The sequence below is a fragment of the Burkholderia sp. HI2761 genome (assembly GCF_002223355.1).
GTDB lineage: Bacteria > Pseudomonadota > Gammaproteobacteria > Burkholderiales > Burkholderiaceae > Burkholderia.
Window position 1 is genome coordinate 1,788,660 of record NZ_NKFN01000007.1, and the last position, 22,678, is coordinate 1,811,337.

A 22,678-nucleotide genomic window follows, 5' to 3' on the forward strand; every position below is an offset into this window, starting at 1 on the left:
CGCCGGAAGGGAGCGGCCCGGCGCGGATCGCGTCGCCCGTCTTACCGCGTCACGAACGCCGTGGCGGCATCCGGCGCCGTACGCGCATGCTTGCGCTGGCGCAGCAGCGCGACGCGGCAGTTCTCGCGCGCCGTTTCGCGGCCGTCGTCGTCGAGCAGCACGAGGTCGCCGCGCATCACGTTCAGCGTGATCACATCCTCGCCCGGCGCGCCGAGCGTTTCCGGCGTGTGTACCGAGCCGGCCGGTTCGAGCACCGTCGAACCGGCGTGGGCGACCCAGTCGTATTCGCGGTAGCGCCACGCACCCTGCAGCGTATGGACGAACACCTCGCCGTCGTGACGGTGGCGCGGCAGCGTGCCGCCGGCCGGCATCTTCAGCAGCGCGGTCAGCGTGTCCTCGGCCGCATTGATGTGCAGGTACTTGATCGCGAGCCCCGGGAGGTCGGCGCTCATCGGCAGCCACGGCAGCGCATCGCCGGGCAGGCACGAGATCGGCGGCAGGTCGGTGGAGAGCGGGGCGGACGGCTGCGTCATGGCGGGAGGCGGAGCGAAAACGGGAAGCCCGCATTATCGCAGAGCCGGATCGCGCGGCCGACCGGGTGCGGCGCCGCGCCGAAAACGTGCGCGACGGGCCGATCCTTACGGATTGAAATATACAGTCAAACTGTACAGTTTGACTGTCGACGTGCTATCTTGAATTCATGAACCTGCCATCGTCTCCCCCCGACACGCTCCCGCTGGCCGGTCTCGCCGGCGAACTCCGCATCTCGGTCGGCAAGCTGATGCGGCGGATGCGGGAGCAGACCCATCCGAACGACCTCACGTCCTCGCAGAAATCGGTGTTGCTGCGGCTCGATCGCGACGGCCCGGCGACCGTATCGGCGCTCGCGCGTGCCGAAAGCGTGCGCCCGCAGTCGATGCGCGTGACGGTCGCGACGCTCGAGGCGCTCGGCGCGGTCGCCGGTGCGCCCGATCCCACCGACGGCCGGCAGACGCTGATCGCGCTCACGCCCGGTTTCCGCAAGGTGCTGCAAGCCAACCGCGCGGCCAAGGACGACTGGCTGTTTCGCGCGCTGCACGCGCAACTGTCGGCGGCGGAACAGGCCGAGCTGGCGGCGGCCGTGAAGCTGCTGCAGCGGCTCGCCGAATTCCAGGACCCCGCGCGTCCGTGAACCGCACCGGCCCGCTCGCCGAAAGGACAACCCGCACATGAATCTCCTGCATCTCGTGTCGTACTTCTTCGGCGGCGCCTTCCTCGCGAATGTCGTGCCGCATCTCGTCAGCGGACTGCGCGGCGAGCCGTTCCAGACGCCGTTCGCGAATCCGCCCGGCCGCGGGCTGTCGTCGTCCACCGTGAACGTGGCGTGGGGCGTCGCGAATCTCGCGATTGCTTATGTGCTGGTGTGCCGGGTCGGCGATTTCGACCTGAAGCGCACGTCCGACGCGGCGGCGCTCGGTCTCGGCATCCTGGTGCTCGGCCTGTTCCTCGCGCGGCACTTCGGCGAACTGCACGGCGGCAACGAGCCGGACCGGGAGCGGCGATGAGCGTGCCGGCCGCGGGCGTGTTCCGCTCGCTTCGCAGCTTCAACTATCGCGTGTGGGCGATCGGCTCGCTGGTGTCGAACATCGGCACGTGGATCCAGCGTACCGCGCAGGACTGGCTCGTCCTCACGCAGCTCACGCATCACGACGCATCGGCGGTCGGCACGGTGATGGCGCTGCAGTTCGGGCCGCAATTGCTGCTGCTGCCGTGGACCGGTTACGCGGCCGACCGCTACGATCAGCGCAAGCTGCTGATGGCGACGCAGGCGCTGATGGGCGCGCTGGCGCTCGTGCTCGGCGTGCTGACGGTCACCGGCGCGGTGCGGCTCGAGCACGTGTACGTGTTCGCGTTCCTGTTCGGCTGCGCGTCGGCGTTCGACGCGCCGGTGCGGCAGACCTTCGTCGCCGAACTGGTCGGCGACCGCGAGCTCGCGAACGCGGTCGCGCTCAATTCGACGTCGTTCAACGCCGCGCGGATGGTCGGCCCGGCGGCGGCGGGTTTCCTGATCGCATCGGTCGGCACCGGCTGGGCGTTTCTCGCGAACGGGCTCAGTTTCTTCGCGGTACTGGCGTCGCTGTCGCGGCTTCGGGAAGACGAACTGCGTGCGAACGTGCGGGCGAATCGCTCGCGCGGCAGCCTGCTCGACGGGTTCCGCTATGTATGGCGTCGGCCGGACCTGACGGCGATCCTCGCGATGCTGTTCCTGATCGGCACGTTCGGGCTCAATTTCCAGCTGTTCATTTCGACGATGGCCGCCAGCGTGTTTCACGTCGATGCGCGCGGGTTCGGCTTCCTGTCGTCGATGATGGCGGTCGGCACGATCTCGGGCGCGCTGCTCGCCGCGCGCCGCGAGCAGCCGCGGTTCCGCCATCTGTGGATCGGCGCGACGCTGTTCGGGCTCGGCTGCACGTTCGCCGCGCTGGCGCCCGGCTACTGGTCGTTCGCCGCCGCGCTGGTGCTGACCGGGATCGCTGCGATCACCTTCATGAATTCGACCAACAGCCTGATGCAGTTGTCCACCGAGCCGGCGATGCGCGGCCGCGTGATGGCGCTGCGCCTCGCGGTCGCGCTCGGCGGCACGCCGATCGGCGCGCCGGTGGCCGGCTGGGTCGCGAACCATCTCGGCCCGCGCTGGGCGCTGGGCGTCGGCGCGGCGTCCGGTTTCGCGGCGGCGCTCGTCGCGACCCATTTCGTCGCGCGCAAGCGGGCGCCGCCGCGTACGGGCGACGACGGAGCCTGACCGCACCGGAGGACACCGCCGCTATGCCGCCGGCCGCGCCGCCGCATGCGCGGCGTCGAGGCACGCCTGGAACAGCAGCGCGGCGCGCGACGGCTGCGGCGAGCGCCGCAGCAGGCTCACGAACCGGCACCGGTAATTGAACCGGTGCGGCGCGATCGGCTGCATCAGCCCCTTGTTTTCGAAACTCTCCGCGTAGTGATCGGGCAGGAAGCCGAGATAGCGCCCCGAGAGGATCAGCGTCGCGATCGATTCCTGGTCCGACGCGGTCGCGCTGCGCGTGAGCTTCGCGCGATGGCTCAGCTCCATGTTCGGCGAATGGAAACCGAGCCCGGCGAATGCGTGGTTGCGGATCGTCGTCCACGTGAGCTTGCCGTGCGGCGCCTCGAAGAGCGGATGCTGGCGGCCGCAGTAGAGCAGCATCCGTTCGTCGAACAGCGCCGAATACACGAGGCTGCCCGAATTGCGGTGCACGGGGATGATCCCGACCTGGTAGCTGCCGTCGATGACCCCGCGCTCGACCTCGTTGATCGACGCGACGTGCAGGTTCAGCGCCACGTCGGGCGCTTCGTCGGCGAACTGGCGGATCGCGTCGCCGAGCCGGGCATTCGGGTTGGTGGCCGTCTTGTCGAATACGGCGATGTGGAGTTCTCCGCCCATCTTGTCGTGAATGCCGTCGATTCTGCTGCGAAACGCTTCCATCGACGCGAGGAGCCGCAGCGTCTCCTCGTACACCGTCTGTCCCTCGGGCGTCAGCGTGAAGCCCGCGCGGCCGCGCCGGCACAGCACGAGGCCGAGCCGCGTTTCCAGATCCTTCACGTGCCGGCTGATCGTCGAGGTGCCGATATTCAGTTCCAGTTCGGCGGCGGCCATCCCGCCGCACTGCACGACGCCCTTGAAGACCCGCAGCAGGCGGAGATCCATGTCGCTGAGCTGCCCGAGCAGCGCGCGGCTCTTCGGTTTCTTTGCTTGCATAGTCGAGCAAGTGAACATTGATATTGCGATATTCAAAAGACTAATTGGCGTCCCGACAATGTGCAACATCATCACCAGGAGGAGGGGCGCGCCGCGCCGACCGACATGACCGACATCACCACCGCCCAGCACGACGACACGAACCTGCGCACCGACGCCGCGTGGCTCGATGCGCACTGGATGCCGTTCACGGCCAACCGCCAGTTCAAGGCCGATCCGCGCATGATCGTGTCCGGCAAGGGCGCGTATTACACCGATGGCGAAGGCCGCAAGATCTTCGACGGCCTGTCGGGCCTCTGGTGCACGGGCCTCGGTCACGGCCGCACCGAAATCGTCGAAGCCGTGACCCGCCAGGTCGCGCAGCTCGATTACGCGCCGGCCTTCCAGTTCGGCCATCCGAAATCGTTCGAGCTCGCCAACAAGATCAAGGAACTGACGCCGGCCGGCCTCGACTACGTGTTCTTCACGGGCTCGGGCTCGGAAGCGGCCGATACGTCGCTGAAGCTGGCCCGCGCATACTGGCGCGCGAAGGGCAAGGGCACGAAAACGCGCCTGATCGGCCGCGAGAAGGGTTACCACGGCGTGAATTTCGGCGGTATCTCCGTCGGCGGGATCGGGCCGAACCGCAAGCTGTTCGGTCAGGGCCTCGACGCCGATTTCCTGCCGCATACGCAACTGGCCGAGAACAAGTTCTCGCGCGGCATGCCGGAACACGGCGCCGAGCTGGCCGACCGCCTGCTCGAGCTGATCGCGCTGCACGACGCATCGAACATCGCGGCCGTGATCGTCGAGCCGTTCTCCGGTTCGGCGGGCGTGGTCGTGCCGCCGAAGGGCTATCTGAAGCGCCTGCGCGACATCTGTACCGCGCACGACATCCTGCTGATCTTCGACGAGGTCATCACGGGCTTCGGCCGCGCCGGCGCGATGACGGGCGCGGACGCATTCGGCGTGGTGCCGGACATCATGAACTTCGCGAAGCAGGTGACGAACGGCGTGCAGCCGCTCGGCGGCGTGATCGCGACGAAGGAGATCTACGACACGTTCATGGCCGCGGGCGGCCCCGAGTACATGCTCGAGTTCCCGCACGGCTACACGTATTCGGCGCATCCGGTCGCATGCGCGGCCGGCGTCGCGGCGCTCGACCTGCTGGTGAAGGAAGACGCGGTGGCGCGCGTGCGCGATCTCGCGCCGCATTTCGAGGCGGCCGTGCACGGGCTGAAGGGCCAGCGCCACGTCGCGGACATCCGCAACTACGGGCTGGCGGCCGGCCTGACGATCGCCGCGTTGCCGGGCGAGCCGGCACGGCGCCCGTACGAGATCGCGATGCGCTGCTGGGCGAAGGGTTTCTACGTGCGCTACGGCGGCGACACGATCCAGCTCGCGCCGCCGTTCATCGCCGAGAAGCGCGAGATCGACAACCTGGTCAACGCGCTGTCCGACGCACTGAACGAAGTGGACTGAGCCGCGGCTCGCCCGCAGCGACAACCGAATTCACGAAAGAGCCAGAAACATGAAACACGACAGCAATGTGACCTCCACCGTCGGCCACCTGATCGACGGCAAGCGCGTCGACGGCGGCAGCCGCGTCCAGCCGGTGTTCGACCCGGCGACCGGCGAATCGCACAAGAGCGTCGCGCTCGCCGACAAGCTGACCGTCGAAGCCGCGATCGCGTCCGCGCAGGCCGCGTTCCCGGCATGGCGCAACACGCCGCCGCTGAAGCGCGCCCGCGTGATGAGCCGCTTCAAGACGCTGCTCGAGGAGCACGCGGAAGAACTCTGCGCGCTGATCACGGCCGAGCACGGCAAGGTGCTCGCCGATGCGATGGGCGAACTGCAGCGCGGGATCGAGAACGTCGAATACGCGACCTACGTGCCCGAGCTGCTGAAGGGCGAGCACAGCAAGAACGTCGGCCCCGCGATCGATTCGTGGAGCGAGTTCCAGGCGCTCGGCGTCGCGGCCGGCATCACGCCGTTCAACTTCCCGGTGATGGTGCCGCTGTGGATGTGGCCGATGGCCGTCGCGTGCGGCAACACGTTCGTGCTGAAGCCGTCGGAGCGCACGCCATCGTCGACGCTGCGCATGGCCGAGCTCGCGCTCGAGGCCGGCCTGCCGCCGGGCGTGCTGAACGTCGTGAACGGCGACAAGGAAGCGGTCGACACGCTCCTGACCGATCCGCGCGTGAAGGCCGTGAGCTTCGTCGGCTCGACGCCGATCGCCGAATACATCTACTCGACCGGCTGCGCGCACGGCAAGCGCGTGCAGGCGCTCGGCGGCGCGAAGAACTTCGCGGTCGTGATGCCGGATGCGGACATCGGCAACGCGGTGAACGCGCTGATGGGCGCCGCGTACGGCTCGTGCGGCGAGCGCTGCATGTCGATTCCGCTGGTCGTCGCGATCGGCGACGAAACGGGCGACAAGGTCGTCGCGGGGCTGAAGGCCGAGATCGAGAAGATGAAGGTCGGGCCGGGCAATGGCGCGGGCGTCGACATGGGCCCGCTCGTCACGCAGCAGCATTTCGAGAAGGTGACGGGCTTCGTCGAAGCGGGCGTGGCAGCGGGCGCGACGCTCGTCGTCGACGGTCGCGGCGTGAAGGTCGACGGCCATGACGGCGGCTACTACCTCGGCCCGTGCCTGTTCGACCACGTAAAGCCCGGCATGCCGATCTACCAGCACGAGATCTTCGGGCCCGTGCTCGGCGTGATCCGACTGAAATCGCTCGACGAGGCAATGGCGCTGATCGACGCGCACGAATACGGCAACGGCACGTGCCTGTTCACGCGCGACGGCGAGGCCGCACGGTACTTCGGCGACAACATCCAGATCGGCATGGTCGGCATCAACGTGCCACTGCCGGTGCCGGTCGCGTACCACTCGTTCGGCGGCTGGAAGCGTTCGCTGTTCGGCGACCTGCATGCATACGGCCCGGATGCCGTGCGCTTCTACACGAAGCGCAAGACGATCACGCAGCGTTGGCCTTCGGCCGGCGTGCGCGAAGGAACGGTGTTCAGCTTCCCGTCGAACCGCTGACGCGACGCGCGTGCACCGGCTGCATGCAGACGGTGCGGCGCGCGAAGCTGTCGCGGCCCGCCCCGATCGACGATGGGGCGGGCTTTTTTTACGTCCGTGCGACAGGCGCGGAACGCGGCGAAAGAAGGCTTACGGCGCGACGACGTGCCACACGCTCTTGAAATTGTCGCCGTTGCGCTCGCCCTGTTTCATGTCCTTCGAGAAGAAGTACAGCGGCTTGCCCTTGTACGCCCATTGCGGGCTGCCGTCGTCGCGTTTGACGATCGTGTAGGGCCCGACCGGCACGTCGGTCGCGCTGGCCTTGTACGGCGGCCAGAGGGTTTCGCATGGGCCCGTACAGGCGCTGGTGCCGGCGTTGGGCTTGTCTTTGTCGAACGTATAGACGGTCATGCCGTTCGCGGCGACGAGCGCGCCGTTTTCTTCCTTCGTGATGGATCCCTGGGCCGTGGCCGAAGCTGACGCAATGGCGAGCAGGGCGGAGCTGACGAGCAGCGCGGCTTTCATGAATGCCTCCTGTAATCCGGTGGGCGGCGGTGATCGTGCGCACGGGCGAGCGGGCGCGACGATCGCGATGAGTGGTGCCGGAGCGCCGTGCCGTTGCCGCCGGTGCGAGCGACTCGGGGGCGGATGGCAGCGAACGGGGCGCTTCATTCACGATAGGCGGTTTTTGGCAGGGCTGCGAGAAAGTCGGGACGCGTATCGGCGGCGCGTAGGCGTCGCGCAACGGTGCTGCAAGTGCCGCGCGATCCGCTATTTTGATCCGTCCCCGAGCCTGCGCGGCGTGCGTGTCGGGCCGAGCTCGCGGATGTCGGGCGCGCCCAGCGCGAAGGTCGTCCCGATCTGGCGGCCGCTCGGTTTCGGCAGACCGCCTTCGAATCTCCACGTCAGCGCGACCGGCAGGTTCGGCGCCGTGCCGTCAGCGAAATACCGGTGCCGACGCGAGCGCCGTCAGCACGACCGGCATCGCCAGCGCCGCGGCGACGGTCTGGAACGCGGTGATGCCGGCCATCAGCGGCGTCGCCGCCGAGCTGACGGGCCATGATGTACGACGCCGACGACGTCGGCAGCGCCTGGAACAGCAGCGCGACCGTCAGCGCGGCATCGCCGAGCCCGCACAGGCGGCCGGCCGCGAGCGTGATCAGCGGCATCGCCATGAACTTGAACGCCGACGCGACGCACACCGGCTGCAGCCATGCACGGGCCGCATCGAATTTCAGCGCCGCGCCCACGCACAGCAGGCCGAGCGGCATCGATGCGGCGCCGAGCGCGCGTACGGCCGGCTCGACGGCAGCCGGGAACGCGACACCGCCGGCCTGCATCGCGATGCCGAGCGCGCACGCGACGACGAGCGGATTCGACAGGATCTGCCGCATGAGCGCGCCCGCACCGAGCCGCGTGTCGCCATACCGCGCGAAGACGAGCACGCACATCAGGTTGACGGTCGGGACGATCGCCGCGACGCATACGGCCGCGAGCGCGATGCCTTTTGCGCCGAACAGCCCGGCGGCGAGGGCGGTGCCGACATAGTTGTTGAAGCGCACCGCGCCCTGGAACACGGACGTGAAGCCGGCGCCGTCGACCCGGACGAACCGACGGACCAACAGGAGCAGCATTGCGGCGACGGCGGTCGATCCGACCAGCGCTGCCGCGAGCGGTAGAACGGGCAGCGATTGCAGTCGAGCGCTCGCGAGGCCGTTCGCGAACAGCGCCGGCAGCAGCACGTAGTAGCAAAGCCGCTCGGCCTGCGGCCAGAACGCGTCGGCGATGAAACCCGTGCGACGGAGGCCGTGGCCGAACGCGACCAGCAGCGCGACCGGCGCCAGCGCGAGCAGGATCGGGCCGATCATCGGCGCGCCTTCATGCCGGTAGCGGGCAGCGGCTGGCAGGCGGAGCGGCGGGGAATCCATCCGGCGGGCAACATGGCGACTCGCAATCGAAAGAGTGACGATGCCGCCAAGTTAACACGCGAAAGCAACAGGAATAATTGTGAATTATCGGGTGTTCAATGAGAAATTCTCATCGATGATGCGGCGACTTCGGTGGCCAGCGCACGCGCGAAACGCTCGGCCGGACGCGACTGGTGCTCGAGCAGCACGACCGCGCGCCCCATCTGCGGCTGGCCGAACGGCAAGCGCGTGACGGGCGGCAGGCGCGCGAGCGTCGCATCGGGGAGCGCGACGATCGCGGCGCCGAGCCCGCGCGCCACCATGCGCGCGATCGTTTCCGCGCTGTCCAGCACCATCTCTTCACGCACGCGCACGCCGATGCGGCGCAGCTCGGCGGCGATCATGCGGCCGGCCCAGGCCTGCGCGTCGAAGCGGATGAACGGCAGCGCTTCCAGCAGCGTACCCGCGTCGCGTTCGGCATGATCGGGCGGCGCGAGCAGCCAGAAGCGATCTTCGTACAGCGTGGTCCATGTCAGTTCCGCCGGATGCGGGCGCACGGGGCGTGTCGTGATCGCCGCATCGAGTTCGCCGGCCGCGACGCGGTTCGCCAGCTCGGCCGACATGCCGGCCGACACGTGCACGCGCAGCGACGGATGCGAGTTGCGCAGCGCGAGCAGCGCGTCGGGCAGCGGGCCGGACAGCGCGGTCTGGATCGCGCCGAGCCGCAGGCGGCCGACGAGTTTCTTCTCGTCGCTGAGCGCGTCGGGAATCCGGTCGACCATCGCGAGCACCTGCTCGGCCTGCGCGAGCAGGATGTTGCCGGCTTCGGTGAGCACCGGCTGCCGGCGCGAACGGTCGAACAACTGCACGTCGTATTCGCTTTCCAGTGCCTTGATCTGCAGGCTCACCGCCGATTGCGTGAGCCCGATGGCTTCGCCGGCGCGTGCGAAGGTCCGGTATCGGGCGATGGCGACCAGCGTTCTGAATGCGCGTAGTGACATGGACGAAGTGACGTTGGCAACGGGGGCGGCATGCGGATTGCGCGCAAGACGGCGGCAGCGTTCGCGTGACACGCCGCACCGGTGCGGCGGGCTCGGCGAGAACCAGCGGATAAAGCGGCCGGCGAATTCGCGGACATCATGCCCGTGCCCGTCGAATCGGGCAACCGCGGCATGGCAGGCTTACGATGGAAAGCGCGGGCTGCCCGCCGATGCGGGTTCGCGTGGACGGCAACGGACGCGTTCCGCCGAAACATCCGCACCGGTGCGCGCGGGGCTCGCGCCGATTCTTCGAGGAGGACACGACGATGCTTCAGAACCCGGGCGACGTTGCGCGCGCAAGCTACCGCGCGTATGCCGACAAGGACCGCGACGCGATCGAAGCGCTGATCGCGCCGGATTTCCATTTCACGAGCCCGCTCGACAACCGGCTCGACCGCGACACGTATTTCCGGCGCTGCTGGCCGAACAGCGTGGCGCTGGCGCGCTTCGATTTCGTCGACGTTGCCGTTCACGGCGAGCACGTATTCGTCGTGTACGAGGCGGAAACGGCCGACGGCAGACGGTTCCGGAATGCGGAGCGGGTGCGCGTGCAGGGCGGGCAGATCGTCGAGGCCGAGGTGTATTTCGGCTGGAACGTGCCGCACGACGCGCCCGACGGCGACTCCGTCGAACCGCGCGGTTGAGCGGCGGGTGCGAGCAGGCGGTTCGTCCGGTGCTGCGCGTCCCGCTCGATGCGCTCATCCAGCCGCATCGTCCCCCAACGCCTGGATGAACCGCGAAAACAACTCGGGTTGCGACGAAATCCCGAGCTTTGCGTACAAATGCCGCCGATGCACCTTCACCGTTTCGGGAGAAATCGCGAGCCGCTCGGCAATTGCCTTCGACGAATTGCCGCGCAGCACCATGCGTGCGATCGACATCTCGCGATCGGTCAGCACGCCCGCCCCGAAGCGTGCGAGCGCCTGCTCGACGCGCGCGCCGAGATCGGCATCGGGCGTCGCGCGTGCGGCATCGCCCACCAGCCGCCAATGCTGCCGGATCGTCGCGAGCACCCACGGCATCGCGGCCGTCAGCTTGCCGAGCGGCTCGACGTCGAAGCGCGTCGAGGCACCGAGCGACAGCGACAGCAGCGTGTCGGCATTCGGCCGCACGAGAATCTGGATCTCGTCGTCGCCGACCGCGTCGCGGAAATAGCTCAGGAAATACTCGCTCTGCCGGAACAGGTCGGGTGCGACTTCCTCGAGCCGGTAGCAGCCGTCGGCGAGCCCGTCGTGCGCGGCCTGCAGGAATGGATCGAGCAGATATAACCCGTTCAGGTAAAGCGGCACCGGCGACGCGGTGTCGGTGCCGCCCGTGTCGTATTCGTCGAGCACGAGCGGCACGCCGTCGCGGCCGATCGCGGTCGCGAGCGCGTTGTCGAACGGCGTCATTTCGTTGAGCAGCAGCACGAGGAACCGCCAGAAGCGGGGCTGGCCGAGATGATCGATCGTGCGGCCAAGCGCCTGGTGCATCGCGATTTCGGAAAAGAGACGATCCATACCACCACCGGAAGGGCGTAACACGAAGGGGGAATAGCGGTCCTGAAATTGGCTTCCTAGACTGCCACGCAATCAATCGGGCCCGAGTATGGGCGTTCAAAAAACGGCAGGATAGGAGCGACAGGAGAACGAAATGGCGATGATGTCGGAATCGATGGGCAGCCTGCAAGCGGCGCCTGCAACGGAAGACGCGCCGCGCGCGCTGTCGCAGACGCTCAGCGTGCGCGATGCAGTGATGATCACCGTATCGGGCGTGACGCCGGCCAGCTCGATCTTCGTGATCGCGCCGTTCGCGATCCAGCAGGCCGGCAGCGGCGCCGTGCTGTCGTTCTTGCTCGGCGGCGTGCTCGCGCTCGCGTTCGCGCTCTGCTACGCGGAACTCAGCGCCGCGCACCGCAGCGCGGGCGGCGAATACGTGATGGCCAAGCGCGTGTTCGGCACGCTGCCCGGCTACCTGACCTTCATCACGGTGCTGTCCGTCAGCGTATTCATCCCGGCCGTGCTTGCGAGCGGCGCCGCGCCGTACCTGAACAACGCGCTCGGCACGCACTTCAGCAACCAGTCGGTCGCGCTGACGATCGTGCTGCTCAGCTATCTGCTCGGCATGCTGAACATCAAGACGAACGCATGGATCACCGGCGCGTTCCTGGTCGTCGAAATCGGCGTGCTGATGCTGATCGCGGGGCTCGGTTTCGGGTCGCCGCATCGCGGCGCCGACGTGCTGATCGCGCCGGTCGTCGCGAGCGGCAATGCGCTGGTGCCGGCGACGCTCGCGGCCATCGTGCCCGCGATCGGCACCGCGATCTTCTGCTACAACGGCTTCGGCTCGGCAGCCTATCTCGCGGAAGACCTGCGCGGCGGCAACCGCAACGTCGCGAAGGCGGTGATCTATTCGTTGCTCGTGATCCTCGTCGTCGAACTGGTTCCGCTCACCGCGATCGTGCTGGGGGCGCCGTCGCTGACCGAACTGACGAAGAGCGCGGATCCGATCGGCTATGTCGTGCGCTCCCTGAGCAACCCGGTCGTGTCGCGCGTGATCAGCGGCGGCATCTTCCTGTCGGTGTTCAACGCGATCATCGCGATCGTGATCACGATGGGCCGCCTGCTGTACAGCAGCGGCCGGCATGCGCTCTGGTCGCGCACCTGCAACCGCGCATTCTCGACGATTCATCCGCGCCTCGAATCGCCGTGGCTTGCGACGATCACGCTCGCGATACCGTCGGCCGGGCTCGTGTTCGTGTCGAGCCTCGACGAGTTGACCGCGTTCACGGTCGACCTGCTGCTGCTGATCTATCTCGTCGTCGGGCTGGCCGCGCTCGCGAGCCGATTCGTGCGCCGCGACGTCGAGCATCACTACCGGATGCCGCTGTGGCCCGTGACGCCGCTCGTCGCGGTGGCGGGCGCCGCGTATACGCTGGTCACGACCCTGGCGACGGCGACGAAGCCGACCGATCTGATCATCATCGCGGGGCTGCTGGTCGCGGCACTCGTGATGTACGTGGCGTGGGCGCGTCACAGCGAAGCGTTCCGCGCGCTCTGAGCACCTGATCGACACCTTGTACCACCGACACATCGAACCATTGAAAGACGGGAGGAATTGCATCATGCGCACGAGGGATCTCGGCATCCGCATCGGACTCGGCACGCCGGGCCGCTTCAACGCGATCACGGACGTACCGGGCGTGCGGGTCGGACATTGCACGCTGAACGTCGAGAACGGCGACGCGTCGATCCGCACCGGCGTCACCGTCATCGAGCCGCGCGCGGGCGCCGCGCACGATTCGCCGTGCTTCGCGGGCGTGCACGTGCTGAACGGCAACGGCGACGCGGCCGGGCTCGAATGGATTCGCGAAGCCGGTCTGCTGACGACGCCGATCGCCTATACGAACACGCACAGCGTCGGTGCGGTGCGCGACGCACTCGTCGCGAACGAACGCGAAGCGGCGGCCGGCCGCGTGTACTGGTGCATGCCGGTCGTGATGGAAACCTACGACGGACTGCTGAACGACATCTGGGGGCAGCACGTGAACGCCGCACACGTCCAGCGCGCGCTGGCTGCCGCCCAGTCGGGGCCGGTTGCCGAAGGCGGCGTGGGCGGCGGCACGGGCATGATTTGTCACGAGTTCAAGGGCGGCATCGGCACCGCGTCGCGCGTGCTGGCGAGCGATGCGGGCGGCTGGACCGTCGGCGCGCTCGTGCAGGCGAATTACGGCGTGCGCGAGATGCTGCGCGTGGCCGGCTACCCGGTCGGCGAAGTGCTGCGGCACGTGCATTCGCCGTTCCGCGAAGCAGAAGCGAAAGGCGAAGCCGGCATGGGCTCGATCGTCATCACGCTTGCGACCGACGCACCGTTGCTGCCGCATCAATGCACGCGTCTCGCGCAGCGTGCGAGCGTCGGACTCGCCCGCGTGGGCGGCGGTACAGAGGATTCGAGCGGCGACATCTTCCTTGCGTTCGCAACCGGCAACGACGGCCTGCCTGCCGCGAACTACGGCAGCAAGGGTACGCCAACCACCGATGTGCGGATGGTCAACAACGACCATATTTCCGCGCTGTTCGTCGCGGCGGCGGAAGCGGTGGAGGAGGCGATCGTGAATGCGCTGGTCGCGGGCGGCGACGTCGCATCGCGCGGGACGCGGGTCGAAGGGCTCGGGCAGGCGCGCTTGCTGGATGCGCTGCGCGAAGTGGGCTGGCGGCCGGGGCGCGGCGCCTGAAACGGCAAACGCCGCTTCAAGCGAAGTGGCGTGCAGTACGGTGGCGATGCGGCGATCGGCCGGACCGCCGTCCGCCCGCGCATGTCGTGCATGCGGTGCGGGCGATGTGGACGATGCGGGCCTGAGCGCGACGACGCGGCGCCATGCTCAACTGCCGAAGTAGATGTTGCAGAAGCTGACCGGGCCGACGCAGGCGTTCGGGTCTTCCTGCTTCGATTGCGCACGATCGACGCGGCCGGCGGCCTTGATCGCCTCGGCGCGGTTCGCCTGTTGCGGTGCGACGTCTGCCGGCGCCGGCTGTGCGTGGGCGAGCGCAGCGGTGAGCGACAGGGCAACGAGGGCGAGGTGCAGCGGCTTCATTTGGGTTCTCCTGGGTGAGTGCCAGTCTCGCTGGCAGTGAGGAAACTATAGGCTCGCACTGCTTAAAGATTAATCACCGCGGCTGCAGAGCTTATTTCCATCCGGAACAACGATCCCGTTGCGCGCGCACCGGTCTTCAACGGCGATGCCGATTGAACGGCGCGTCCTTGTCGAGCAGCGCGCTTCGCATGAAGTGCAGGCAGCCGACGATTCGCTGCATGTTGCGACGCGCGTCGGGCACCGCATACCACGCCTGCAGCGCGTGCTGCGCCGCGCGGATCGCGAGATTCACGGCTTTCAGCGTGCGCGCATGGTGGCCGGGCGTCGGATCGTCGAAGAAGCGCGGCAGTTCGAGCAGCACCGCATCGATCGAACCGGTCCAGCGCAGCGTCTGCGGCGGTTTCGATGCACGGAACGCGTGCAGTTCGTCGCGCAGGTCGATGACCGCGTGGCCGACCTCGAGCGTCGACAGCATCCAGCGCAGTGCATCGCGATGCTGCCGCGTGCGGCGTACCAGCAGCGTACGCAGTTGCGCCATCAGGTCGTGCGTGCTCGACTGGAAGCGCTGCGCGAGGCCGTCCGGCGCGCCTTCGCATGCAAGCGTCACCTGGCGGCGCAAGTCGTGCGCGATCCGGCCGGTGAGCCAGGGTGTGTGCGTCGGGAACACGACGGCGAACACGAGTGAGCACGCAAGCATCGCGACGACGATCGCGAGCCCGTTGTTGATCAGCACTTCGGGCGTATACGCGATCGCGTTGTCGGGGCCCGCGAGCAGGCAGAAGAACACCGCGAAGCCGATCCCGTAGCCGGACAGGCCTGGCCGCATCGCGAGAAACGCACCGAGGCCGAGCACCGGCGCGAGCGCCGCGCACAGCAGCGGAAAGCCGTCGATGTTCGGATAGACGTAGCACAGGAACAGGTAGCCGACCGCGGTCGCGAATGCCGCACCGACGCCCATCTGCGCGACGAACCTGGGCGCGCGCGGCGAGATCGAGCTGAGCGCGCATGCGATCGCGGTGGCGATCACCGCGAGCGAGCCGCTCGGCCATTCGGACGCGATCCAGAACGCGCTCATCGCACCGACGGCAACCACCGTGCGCAGGAACGCGAAACCGACGAAGAACGCGTTGGTCTTCACCGCGTAATGGGTGACCGAGCGCTCGAACGCGTGATCGTCCTGATCGAGCGACGCATAAGTGTCGACGTAGCCCAGATATTCGCCGATGAACCGGTACAGCAGCTCGATCGCGGTATCGAAGTCGAGCAGGCCGCCGGCCGCATGGTCCTCGATTACCCGCCGCGACGCGCGCGCGGCCTTCGGCAACGCACCGTGAAAGCGGCGCAGTTCGAGCAACGCACCGGTGGCCGGTGCGAGGCCGCGCCGGCGTTCGTCGCGCAATGCGGCGAAGCGCGATGCGAGCGCGTCGACGTGCGGCGCCAGTGCGTCGAGCACCGCATCCGAGCGATTCGCGCGCAGCCGTTTGACGAGCTGGTGCAGCGCATGCAGCCGCGTGCATGCGTTCATGAACTCGCTGTTGAGGCGCGCAAGCCGGCGGCTGCGCGCGCGAATGTGCGGATCCTCGAACGACGCGAACGCACGGTTGGCTTCGAAGCCGACGATGTCGTCGACGAAATCGGCGAAGCGTCGCTCGAAATCGCCGCGCGCGACGTCGCCCGACAGCGCGCCGGCGGTGAACGCGGCAAACGTCGCGTGGCGCGCGCTCAACGAACGCATCAGCGCCTTCGCGGAACTCAACGGCAGGATCAGCGCGCTGACCGCGCCCGAGCACGCGATGCCCAGCGCGACTTCCGCGGCGCGCGTGAGCGCGGACTGGAACAGCGTCTGCGGCGTCATCGCGGCCGGCAGGCCGATCAGCGCGGCCGTGTAGCCGGCGAGCACGAAGCCGTACCAGCGGAAGTGGCGGTTGCGCACCGCCAGCGCGATGCAGCCGCCGATCCACAGCGTGATGCCGGCCATGTACAACTCGGGCTGCTGCGCGAACAGCCCGCCGAGCGCGAGCGCGCCGACGAGGCCGGCCGCCGTGCCGAGCACGCGGTAGAAACTCTTCGCGAACACCATGCCCGACAGCGGCTGCATCAGCACGAATACGGTCGTCATCGCGGTGCGCGGCTGCGACATCTCCAGACGCATCGCGATGCCCATCGCCAGCAGCGCCGCGAGTACGGTTTTCGCGAGGTGCAGCCAGATCAGCCCGTCGGTCGCGGCCCAGTCGCGCGCCGCGTTGCCGAGCGGATCGAGCCATTTGCTCCATCGTGCCGGTTCGATGGACGGTCGCTCGATCGCAGGTTGTGGCTTCATGAGTGGGGCCCAAGAGGGGCCGGGCGGGGTGCCGCGGCGCGTCCGGACGGGTCCGTTCGACTGGTGAGGCGCCGATTGTAGGAGCGCGGCGCCCGCGCATTAACGCAGTTGCCGGGAAACGATAGTTGCAGCCGGGGTAACAATCTGTCGCATCCGCTGGAGGAAAATGGCGGCTCCGCTACAGGTCGCTCACAGGAATGGATACCCTACAAAACATGCGGGTGTTTTCGCGCGTCGTCGAGACGGGCAGCTTCACCGCCGCCGCGCAATCGCTGAATTCGACGACGGGCGCGATGTCGCGCGCGGTGTCTGAGCTCGAGGCGCGCCTGCGCACCCGTCTGATGAATCGGTCGACGCGCCGTCTCGCGCTCACGTCGGCCGGGGAAAGCTATCTGCGGCGCTGCCGCCAGATCCTCGCCGACGTCGACCGCGCGGAAGAAGAGGCGAGCTGCGCGCACGAGCGCCCGGCCGGCGTGCTGCGCATGCACAGCTTCGCGAGCGTCGGTCACCACTACGTGATGCCCGCGCTGACGCGCTATCACGCACAGTACCCGGACGTATCGATCGAGCTGTCGCTGTCGCAGCGCATGCCCGATCTGTTCGACGGCACGAGCGACATGGCCGTCGTCACCGCATCGTCGCTGCCCGATTCGGAACTCGTGTCGCACCTGCTCGGCTCGACGTTCAGCATTCTGTGCGCATCACTCGATTACGTGAAACGGCACGGCGTGCCGGCCCGCCCACAGGATCTCGCCGCGCACGCGTGCCTGACGCTGTGTACGCCGGCGTTCCCGACGCACGAATGGGTGCTCGAAGGGCCCGAAGGCGTCGAGCAGATCCACGTCGCCGGGCCGGTGCAGACCAATACCGCCGAATCGCTCGCACTCGCGATCCGCGACGGCATCGGAATCGGCATGCTGCCGCTGTATTCGGCGATCGACGCACTGCGCGACGGCACGCTCGTCCGTGTGCTGCCCGCGCATATCCTGCAGAAGATGAACGTGTATGCGCTGTACCCGTCGCGCCGCTTCGTCGATGCGAAGGTGCGGACCTGGGTCGAGATGCTGCGTGCCCAGGTGCCGGCGATGATCGCGCGCGACGTCGAGATGCTGAACGCGATCGACCGCGAACCGCGGGCCGCCTGAACGCCGCGCGCGCATCGGTGCGTTCGTTGTTTCATGCAGATGCCGAATACGCGTCGCTCGCAATGCGCGCTCAATGCGAGCGACGCACGCCGTCACCGCGCGGGCTTCGCCGCCGTGCCTGATTCGGTTGCCGGCTCGCCGGTCGGGCCATAGGCGGCCTGCGCCGCTTTCCGTTCGGCGAGACGCTTCGCCTGCAGTCGTTCCTGCGCCGCCAGGATGTCGTCCGGATAGTTGCCGACTTCGCCGCGCGCCGGGTTGTAGCCGACCGATTCGAGATCGATCAGCTCCTGCAGCACCTGCGCACGCGTGACGGGCGACTTCGCCTGCTGGGCGAACGACAGGGCCGGTGCGGCAAGCAGGACGGCAGCGGCGGCGGTAACGACGAGCGATTTCACGAGATTCTCCTGGTACGGGGTAGGCGGCCGGAGCGGCGCGCGTCACGCGGCTTCGACCTTCGACGTCAGTCTACGCAGCGCCTGCGCGCGCAAACACCCCGATTCCAGGAGGGCTGCGTTCCAGAAGGAACAACATTGGCGGCGCCCGTCCGCGGCGACCGAACCCGTGTGCGGACACGGGCGCCGTGCATACGGGCGCCGTGCATACGGGCCCGGCGCGGGCGGGCGCCGTCGCGCGATGCCGGTCAGAACCGCGTTCGCATGCCGATCGTGCCGACCACCTGGTTCGCCGTGCTCGATGCGCCACCCGACGTGTTGATGAATGCCTGATAGCCGCGGCCCGACGCATGCTGGAACATCGCTTCCGCGTACAGGTCGGTGCGGCGCGACAGCTTGTACACGGCCTGCAGATCGACCTGATGCCATTTCGGATCGGTCCCGTGCTTGCTGTCGGGATTCGACACGCTGGCGTCCGTATAGACATAGGCCGCGCCGACGCTGACGACCGGCGTGACCGCATAGCGCACGTTCACGTCGTAGTTGTTGAACGCGATCTGGCCGCCGGAGCCGAACGAGCCCGTATTGTCGTACTGCGCGCGCGTGTAGACGAAGCCGACGGTCGCCGGGCCGAACACGTAGCTGACGCCGCCGCCATAGGTGCGCATGCGGTCCGAGCCGATCGACCAGCCGCCCTGGTTCAGGCTCTTCGCTTCGGCCGAATCCGTCGCGCCGGGGCTCGCGCTCGTCGAGCCTTTCGTGCCGTTCATCTGCAGGTAGGCGCCGGCCAGCTTCAGCGGGCCGTTCGTGTAGCTCGCGGCCACGCTGTATGCGCGGTTCGCGCTGAAGTTCGCCGAGTTGGAGAACGCGTACAGCGCGCCGACCTTGAAGCCCGCGATCGTGTCGCTCGTGTACTTGACCGCGTTGTTGACGCGCAGCGAGTGGTTCAGGTTGTCGTTGTCGAACGGATGCGCGAAGCCCGTATCGCCGAAATCGCCGGCCGTCGCCGACAACGGCGCGACGAAGTCGACCATCGTGTCGTACTGGCGGCCGAGCGTCAGCGTGCCGTAGCCGGCGCGGCTCAGGCCGACGTACGCGTGCCGGCCGAACAGCTTGCCGTCCTGGCCGAGCCCGCCGTTGTTCGCGTTGAAGCCGTTTTCGAGCACGAACAACGCCTTCAGGCCGCCGCCGAGATCCTCGGTGCCGCGCAGGCCGAAGCGGCTGCCGTTGATCGTGCCGGTCGCCATGCGCCACTGCGACGCGCCGTTTACGTTGTTGGTATAGGCGATGCCGGCGTCGATCAGGCCGTACAGCGTGACCGAGCTTTGCGCGTGGGCGAGCGGCGCGAACAGGGCGGCGGCGCACGCGCCGGCGATCAGGGTTTTTTTCATCGTGAAGCTCCTGCGTGTGGGACTGGAAACCAAAGTTCGGCGCAAGTATAGAAATGCGCGGCACGCGCAGGGCCGCGGCGGCGGCGAGCGCACTGTTCCGGATTCGGCAAGAGTCGTTCATAAAACCGACACGACGAGGTGCGCGCGCGCCGGGCAGGCGGTTCTTGCTCGGCGGCCGGCACGCGGCTTCCGTCCGGCGCGGCCCGGCTGTCGTGTCGATGCAACATGCGCGGCCCGTGCGCGTGTCGCTGCTTTTCCTCCATACTGGTCGCCCGGACCGCACGGCCGCCGACGCAGATCGCGCGGCCGTGTTCACGCATACGACAAGGGCTTCCCCATGAACCTGTTCAACGTACGCCTGCGCGGCCGCGACGGCCTGTTCACGATCGGCATCGATGCCGACAGGATCGCGCGGATCGACGCGCAAACCGCACCGGTCGCATCGACGAACCCCGACCATATCGATGGCGGCGGCCGTCTCGCGATTCCGCCGCTCGTCGAACCGCATATCCATCTCGATGCCGTGCTGACGGCCGGCGAACCCGCGTGGAACATGAGCGGCACGCTGTTCGAGGGCATCGAGCGCTGGGCCGAGCGCAAGGCGACGATCACGCACGAGGACACGAAGGCACGCGCGCATGCGGCGATCGGCATGCTGCGCGACCACGGGATCCAGCACGTGCGCACGCACGTCGACGTGACCGATCCGACGCTCGCCGCGTTGAAGGCGATGCGGGAAGTGAAGGACGAGGCGAGCGGTCTGATCGACCTGCAGATCGTCGCGTTCCCGCAGGAGGGCATCGAATCGTTCGACGGCGGCCGCGTGCTGATGGAGCAGGCGATCGATCTCGGCGCGGACGTCGTCGGCGGGATTCCGCATTTCGAGAACACGCGGGAGCAGGGTGTCAGCTCGATCCGCTTCCTGATGGATCTCGCGGAACGCACGGGCTGCCTCGTCGACGTGCACTGCGACGAGACCGACGATCCGCATTCGCGCTTTCTGGAAGTGCTCGCGGAGGAAGCGCGCGTGCGCGGCATGGGCGCACGCGTCACCGCGAGCCACACCACCGCGATGGGTTCGTACGACAACGCGTACTGTTCGAAGCTGTTCCGGTTGCTGAAGCGGGCGGGACTGAATTTCATCTCGTGCCCGACCGAGAGCATCCATCTGCAGGGGCGCTTCGACACGTTTCCGAAGCGGCGCGGCGTCACGCGCGTCGCGGAGCTCGACCGTGCCGGGCTCAACGTGTGCTTCGGGCAGGACTCGATCAAGGATCCGTGGTACCCGCTCGGCAACGGCAACATCCTGCGCGTGCTCGACGCGGGCCTCCATATCTGCCACATGATGGGTTACCAGGATCTGCAGCGCTGTCTCGACTTCGTGACCGACCACAGCGCGACGACGATGCACCTCGGCGACGGGTACGGCATCGCGGTCGGGCGTCCGGCGAATCTCGTCGTGCTCGACGCGGACAGCGACTACGAAGCCGTGCGCCGGCAGGCGAAGGCCACGCTGTCGGTGCGCCACGGGAAGGTCATCATGCGGCGCGAACCGGAGCGCATCACCTATTCGGATTGACACGAAGACGGACCCTCACGGCCCGCCGGCCTCGTGCATTCATAAAATGCATGAGTCGATTAGAAAAATACGTTTGTCTCATGATGGGCGCAGGCCTACGATGCGGTCCTGACGGCGGCGTGCGCGGTGCGCGCCGTCTTTTCAATTCCCGCTCTCCGACCCCATGCGCCTCGATCTTCCGTCCGCTCCCGCTTCTTCTTCGTCGACCGCCAGCCCGTTCGCGCGCATGGCCGTCGTCACGATCCTGACCGGCATCGGCGCGGGTCTCGGCGGCATGCTGCTCGCGCTGCTGCTGCATGCGATCCAGCACATCGCGTACGGTTACAGCGTCGCGCACGTGATCGGAGCCGAGAGTTTCCTCGGTGGCGTGACCGGGGCCGAGCCGTTGCGCCGGCTCGCGGTGCTGGTGGTCTGCGGGATCGTCGCCGGCGGCGGCTGGTGGGCGCTTTACCGGTATGGCCGGCCGCTCGTCGGCATCCGACGCGCGGTGCGCGCAGCCGATCCGCGGATGCCGTTCGTCAGCACGACGGTCCACGCGCTGCTGCAGATCGTCACCGTCGCGCTCGGCTCGCCGCTCGGCCGCGAAGTCGCGCCGCGCGAGATCGGTTCGCTTCTCGCGGGGCGCTTTGCCCATGCGGCACGGCTCACGCCCGACGACTGCCGGCTGATGGTCGCGTGCGGCGCCGGCGCGGGGCTTGCGGCCGTCTACAACGTGCCGCTCGGCGGCGCGATCTTCGTGCTCGAGGTGCTGCTCGGCACGTTCGAATTGCGGGCGCTGATCGTGGCGATCGCGACGTCGGCGATCGCGGCGGTCGTCGCGTGGATCGGCCTCGGCAACGAGCACCAGTACACGGTGCCGGCGTTCGTGCTGAGCACGCCGCTCGTCATATGGTCCGTCGTCTGCGGGCCGCTGTTCGGCTTCGCCGCGTACGGTTTCGTGCGGCTCACGACCCGCGCGCGCGCGAACGCGCCGAAGGACTGGCGGCTGCCGGTGTTCGCGCTGCTCAACTTCGCGGTGATCGGCGTGCTGGCGATGTGGTTTCCGCAACTGCTCGGCAATGGCAAAGGGCCGGCGTCGCTGGGGTTCGACGGTACGCTGACGATCGGCCTCGCGGCGGCGCTGCTCGTGCTGAAGGTGCTGATCGAGGCAGGCAGCTTGCGGGCCGGCGCGGAAGGCGGGCTGCTGACGCCGGGTCTCGCGAACGGCGCGCTGCTCGGTGTCGTGCTCGGCGGCCTGTGGGGCGCCGTGTGGCCCGGCGCATCGCTCGGCGGATGCGCGCTGATCGGAGCGACCGCGTTTCTCGCCGCGTCGATGCAGATGCCGATCACGGCGGTCGTGCTGCTGCTCGAATTCACGCGTGCGAATCACGACAGCCTCGTGCCGATGCTGCTGGCCATGGCGGGGTCGCTTGTGGCGTATAGGCATGCGCAGAAGCTGGCGGAGCGGCGAGCGACAGCGATCGCAGCCGTCGGCACGCCGGAGGCGGTTTGCTCGCTAGCGGGCTCACGCCCGGGCTCGTATACGCATCGATGAGCGCGGCGATCCATCCACGACATGGCGTATCTGGAG

At 68.1% G+C, this 22,678-nt stretch carries 20 protein-coding genes and 1 pseudogene; 11 read left to right on the forward strand and 10 right to left on the reverse strand.

The features are described from left to right. Positions 1-41: 41 nt before the first annotated feature. Positions 42-533, reverse strand: a complete 492-nt coding sequence (locus CFB46_RS25665; protein ID WP_050010988.1) for a 2,4'-dihydroxyacetophenone dioxygenase family protein — start codon at positions 531-533, stop codon at positions 42-44. A 167-nt stretch (positions 534-700) separates the two neighbouring features. Here CFB46_RS25665 and CFB46_RS25670 point away from each other — a divergent pair, with 167 nt between their 5' ends. Genes CFB46_RS25670 through CFB46_RS25680 form a run of 3 tightly spaced genes read left to right on the forward strand, consistent with a single transcriptional unit; the run spans position 701 to position 2,782 of the window. Continuing rightward, positions 701-1,171 (forward strand): MarR family winged helix-turn-helix transcriptional regulator, encoded by a 471-nt coding sequence (locus tag CFB46_RS25670; protein WP_027782951.1) that lies wholly within the window; start codon positions 701-703, stop codon positions 1,169-1,171. Positions 1,172-1,208: 37 nt separating this feature from the next. Continuing rightward, positions 1,209-1,544 carry a hypothetical protein gene (locus tag CFB46_RS25675; protein WP_027782952.1) on the forward strand — a complete coding sequence of 112 codons (336 nt, stop codon included), beginning with the start codon at positions 1,209-1,211 and terminating at the stop codon, positions 1,542-1,544. Further along, positions 1,541-2,782, forward strand: coding sequence for an MFS transporter (locus tag CFB46_RS25680; protein ID WP_089501708.1), 1,242 nt, complete (start codon positions 1,541-1,543; stop codon positions 2,780-2,782). Before CFB46_RS25675 ends, CFB46_RS25680 begins: the two co-directional genes overlap by 4 nt. 21 nt (positions 2,783-2,803) lie before the next feature. Here CFB46_RS25680 and CFB46_RS25685 read toward each other — a convergent pair whose 3' ends face one another. Next, the gene (locus tag CFB46_RS25685) at positions 2,804-3,754 is read right to left on the reverse strand and encodes a LysR family transcriptional regulator (RefSeq protein WP_089501709.1); all 951 of its coding nucleotides are present in this window, start codon (positions 3,752-3,754) and stop codon (positions 2,804-2,806) included. Between the two features lie 105 nt (positions 3,755-3,859). Between CFB46_RS25685 and CFB46_RS25690 the strand changes: the two genes are divergently transcribed. Continuing rightward, complete coding sequence (locus CFB46_RS25690; protein WP_089502356.1) at positions 3,860-5,215, forward strand: aspartate aminotransferase family protein; 1,356 nt, start codon at positions 3,860-3,862, stop codon at positions 5,213-5,215. 49 nt (positions 5,216-5,264) lie between these two features. After that, the gene (locus CFB46_RS25695) at positions 5,265-6,782 is read left to right on the forward strand and encodes a CoA-acylating methylmalonate-semialdehyde dehydrogenase (protein ID WP_089501710.1); all 1,518 of its coding nucleotides are present in this window, start codon (positions 5,265-5,267) and stop codon (positions 6,780-6,782) included. Positions 6,783-6,911: 129 nt separating this feature from the next. Here the strand turns inward: CFB46_RS25695 and CFB46_RS25700 are convergent, their stop codons facing one another. The 3 genes and pseudogenes from CFB46_RS25700 to CFB46_RS25710 form a co-directional block, all read right to left on the reverse strand. Continuing rightward, positions 6,912-7,286, reverse strand: coding sequence for a COG4315 family predicted lipoprotein (locus CFB46_RS25700; protein WP_089501711.1), 375 nt, complete (start codon positions 7,284-7,286; stop codon positions 6,912-6,914). 412 nt (positions 7,287-7,698) lie between these two features. Then, positions 7,699-8,629 (reverse strand): annotated as a pseudogene (locus tag CFB46_RS25705) (AEC family transporter). Positions 8,630-8,784: 155 nt separating this feature from the next. Then, entirely contained in the window at positions 8,785-9,669 is an 885-nt protein-coding gene (locus CFB46_RS25710; protein ID WP_089501712.1) for a LysR family transcriptional regulator, read from the reverse strand. A gap of 305 nt (positions 9,670-9,974) precedes the next feature. On the opposite strand from CFB46_RS25710, the gene CFB46_RS25715 reads away from it, so the two are divergent. Next, complete coding sequence (locus tag CFB46_RS25715) at positions 9,975-10,352, forward strand: nuclear transport factor 2 family protein (RefSeq protein ID WP_089502357.1); 378 nt, start codon at positions 9,975-9,977, stop codon at positions 10,350-10,352. A 54-nt stretch (positions 10,353-10,406) separates the two neighbouring features. Here CFB46_RS25715 and CFB46_RS25720 read toward each other — a convergent pair whose 3' ends face one another. Next, positions 10,407-11,207: a helix-turn-helix transcriptional regulator gene (locus tag CFB46_RS25720; protein ID WP_089501713.1), complete on the reverse strand. Its 801-nt coding sequence runs from the start codon at positions 11,205-11,207 to the stop codon at positions 10,407-10,409. A 133-nt stretch (positions 11,208-11,340) separates the two neighbouring features. Here CFB46_RS25720 and CFB46_RS25725 point away from each other — a divergent pair, with 133 nt between their 5' ends. Together CFB46_RS25725 and CFB46_RS25730 are read left to right on the forward strand one after the other, a co-directional pair. Then, complete coding sequence (locus CFB46_RS25725; RefSeq protein ID WP_089501714.1) at positions 11,341-12,747, forward strand: APC family permease; 1,407 nt, start codon at positions 11,341-11,343, stop codon at positions 12,745-12,747. 64 nt (positions 12,748-12,811) lie between these two features. Beyond that, positions 12,812-13,921 (forward strand): P1 family peptidase, encoded by a 1,110-nt coding sequence (locus CFB46_RS25730; protein WP_089501715.1) that lies wholly within the window; start codon positions 12,812-12,814, stop codon positions 13,919-13,921. A 147-nt stretch (positions 13,922-14,068) separates the two neighbouring features. On the opposite strand, the gene CFB46_RS25735 is transcribed toward CFB46_RS25730, so the two are convergent. Both CFB46_RS25735 and CFB46_RS25740 read right to left on the reverse strand, forming a co-directional pair. Beyond that, entirely contained in the window at positions 14,069-14,281 is a 213-nt protein-coding gene (locus CFB46_RS25735) for a hypothetical protein (protein WP_027782964.1), read from the reverse strand. A 136-nt stretch (positions 14,282-14,417) separates the two neighbouring features. Further along, positions 14,418-16,601 (reverse strand): FUSC family protein, encoded by a 2,184-nt coding sequence (locus tag CFB46_RS25740; RefSeq protein ID WP_089501716.1) that lies wholly within the window; start codon positions 16,599-16,601, stop codon positions 14,418-14,420. Positions 16,602-16,798: 197 nt separating this feature from the next. Between CFB46_RS25740 and CFB46_RS25745 the strand changes: the two genes are divergently transcribed. After that, complete coding sequence (locus tag CFB46_RS25745; RefSeq protein ID WP_089501717.1) at positions 16,799-17,746, forward strand: LysR family transcriptional regulator; 948 nt, start codon at positions 16,799-16,801, stop codon at positions 17,744-17,746. A 92-nt stretch (positions 17,747-17,838) separates the two neighbouring features. On the opposite strand, the gene CFB46_RS25750 is transcribed toward CFB46_RS25745, so the two are convergent. Both CFB46_RS25750 and CFB46_RS25755 read right to left on the reverse strand, forming a co-directional pair. Next, positions 17,839-18,141: a DUF4148 domain-containing protein gene (locus tag CFB46_RS25750; protein WP_089501718.1), complete on the reverse strand. Its 303-nt coding sequence runs from the start codon at positions 18,139-18,141 to the stop codon at positions 17,839-17,841. Positions 18,142-18,386: 245 nt separating this feature from the next. After that, on the reverse strand, positions 18,387-19,529 hold the full coding sequence (locus CFB46_RS25755) for a porin (RefSeq protein WP_027782968.1): 1,143 nt from the start codon (positions 19,527-19,529) through the stop codon (positions 18,387-18,389). A gap of 337 nt (positions 19,530-19,866) precedes the next feature. Here CFB46_RS25755 and codA point away from each other — a divergent pair, with 337 nt between their 5' ends. Beyond that, entirely contained in the window at positions 19,867-21,108 is a 1,242-nt protein-coding gene (gene codA, locus CFB46_RS25765) for a cytosine deaminase (protein ID WP_089501720.1), read from the forward strand. 163 nt (positions 21,109-21,271) lie between these two features. Continuing rightward, positions 21,272-22,642 (forward strand): chloride channel protein, encoded by a 1,371-nt coding sequence (locus tag CFB46_RS25770; RefSeq protein ID WP_089501721.1) that lies wholly within the window; start codon positions 21,272-21,274, stop codon positions 22,640-22,642. The last annotated feature ends 36 nt before the right edge of the window (positions 22,643-22,678 follow it).

Coding starts and splice junctions, on each gene's coding strand:
- CFB46_RS25665 (WP_050010988.1), bottom strand. CDS start 533: ATGACGCAGCCGTCCGCCCCGCTCTCCACCGACCTGCCGCCGATCTCG.
- CFB46_RS25670 (WP_027782951.1), top strand. CDS start 701: ATGAACCTGCCATCGTCTCCCCCCGACACGCTCCCGCTGGCCGGTCTC.
- CFB46_RS25675 (WP_027782952.1), top strand. CDS start 1,209: ATGAATCTCCTGCATCTCGTGTCGTACTTCTTCGGCGGCGCCTTCCTC.
- CFB46_RS25680 (WP_089501708.1), top strand. CDS start 1,541: ATGAGCGTGCCGGCCGCGGGCGTGTTCCGCTCGCTTCGCAGCTTCAAC.
- CFB46_RS25685 (WP_089501709.1), bottom strand. CDS start 3,754: ATGCAAGCAAAGAAACCGAAGAGCCGCGCGCTGCTCGGGCAGCTCAGC.
- CFB46_RS25690 (WP_089502356.1), top strand. CDS start 3,860: ATGACCGACATCACCACCGCCCAGCACGACGACACGAACCTGCGCACC.
- CFB46_RS25695 (WP_089501710.1), top strand. CDS start 5,265: ATGAAACACGACAGCAATGTGACCTCCACCGTCGGCCACCTGATCGAC.
- CFB46_RS25700 (WP_089501711.1), bottom strand. CDS start 7,286: ATGAAAGCCGCGCTGCTCGTCAGCTCCGCCCTGCTCGCCATTGCGTCA.
- CFB46_RS25710 (WP_089501712.1), bottom strand. CDS start 9,669: ATGTCACTACGCGCATTCAGAACGCTGGTCGCCATCGCCCGATACCGG.
- CFB46_RS25715 (WP_089502357.1), top strand. CDS start 9,975: ATGCTTCAGAACCCGGGCGACGTTGCGCGCGCAAGCTACCGCGCGTAT.
- CFB46_RS25720 (WP_089501713.1), bottom strand. CDS start 11,207: ATGGATCGTCTCTTTTCCGAAATCGCGATGCACCAGGCGCTTGGCCGC.
- CFB46_RS25725 (WP_089501714.1), top strand. CDS start 11,341: ATGGCGATGATGTCGGAATCGATGGGCAGCCTGCAAGCGGCGCCTGCA.
- CFB46_RS25730 (WP_089501715.1), top strand. CDS start 12,812: ATGCGCACGAGGGATCTCGGCATCCGCATCGGACTCGGCACGCCGGGC.
- CFB46_RS25735 (WP_027782964.1), bottom strand. CDS start 14,281: ATGAAGCCGCTGCACCTCGCCCTCGTTGCCCTGTCGCTCACCGCTGCG.
- CFB46_RS25740 (WP_089501716.1), bottom strand. CDS start 16,601: ATGAAGCCACAACCTGCGATCGAGCGACCGTCCATCGAACCGGCACGA.
- CFB46_RS25745 (WP_089501717.1), top strand. CDS start 16,799: ATGGATACCCTACAAAACATGCGGGTGTTTTCGCGCGTCGTCGAGACG.
- CFB46_RS25755 (WP_027782968.1), bottom strand. CDS start 19,529: ATGAAAAAAACCCTGATCGCCGGCGCGTGCGCCGCCGCCCTGTTCGCG.
- codA (WP_089501720.1), top strand. CDS start 19,867: ATGAACCTGTTCAACGTACGCCTGCGCGGCCGCGACGGCCTGTTCACG.
- CFB46_RS25770 (WP_089501721.1), top strand. CDS start 21,272: ATGCGCCTCGATCTTCCGTCCGCTCCCGCTTCTTCTTCGTCGACCGCC.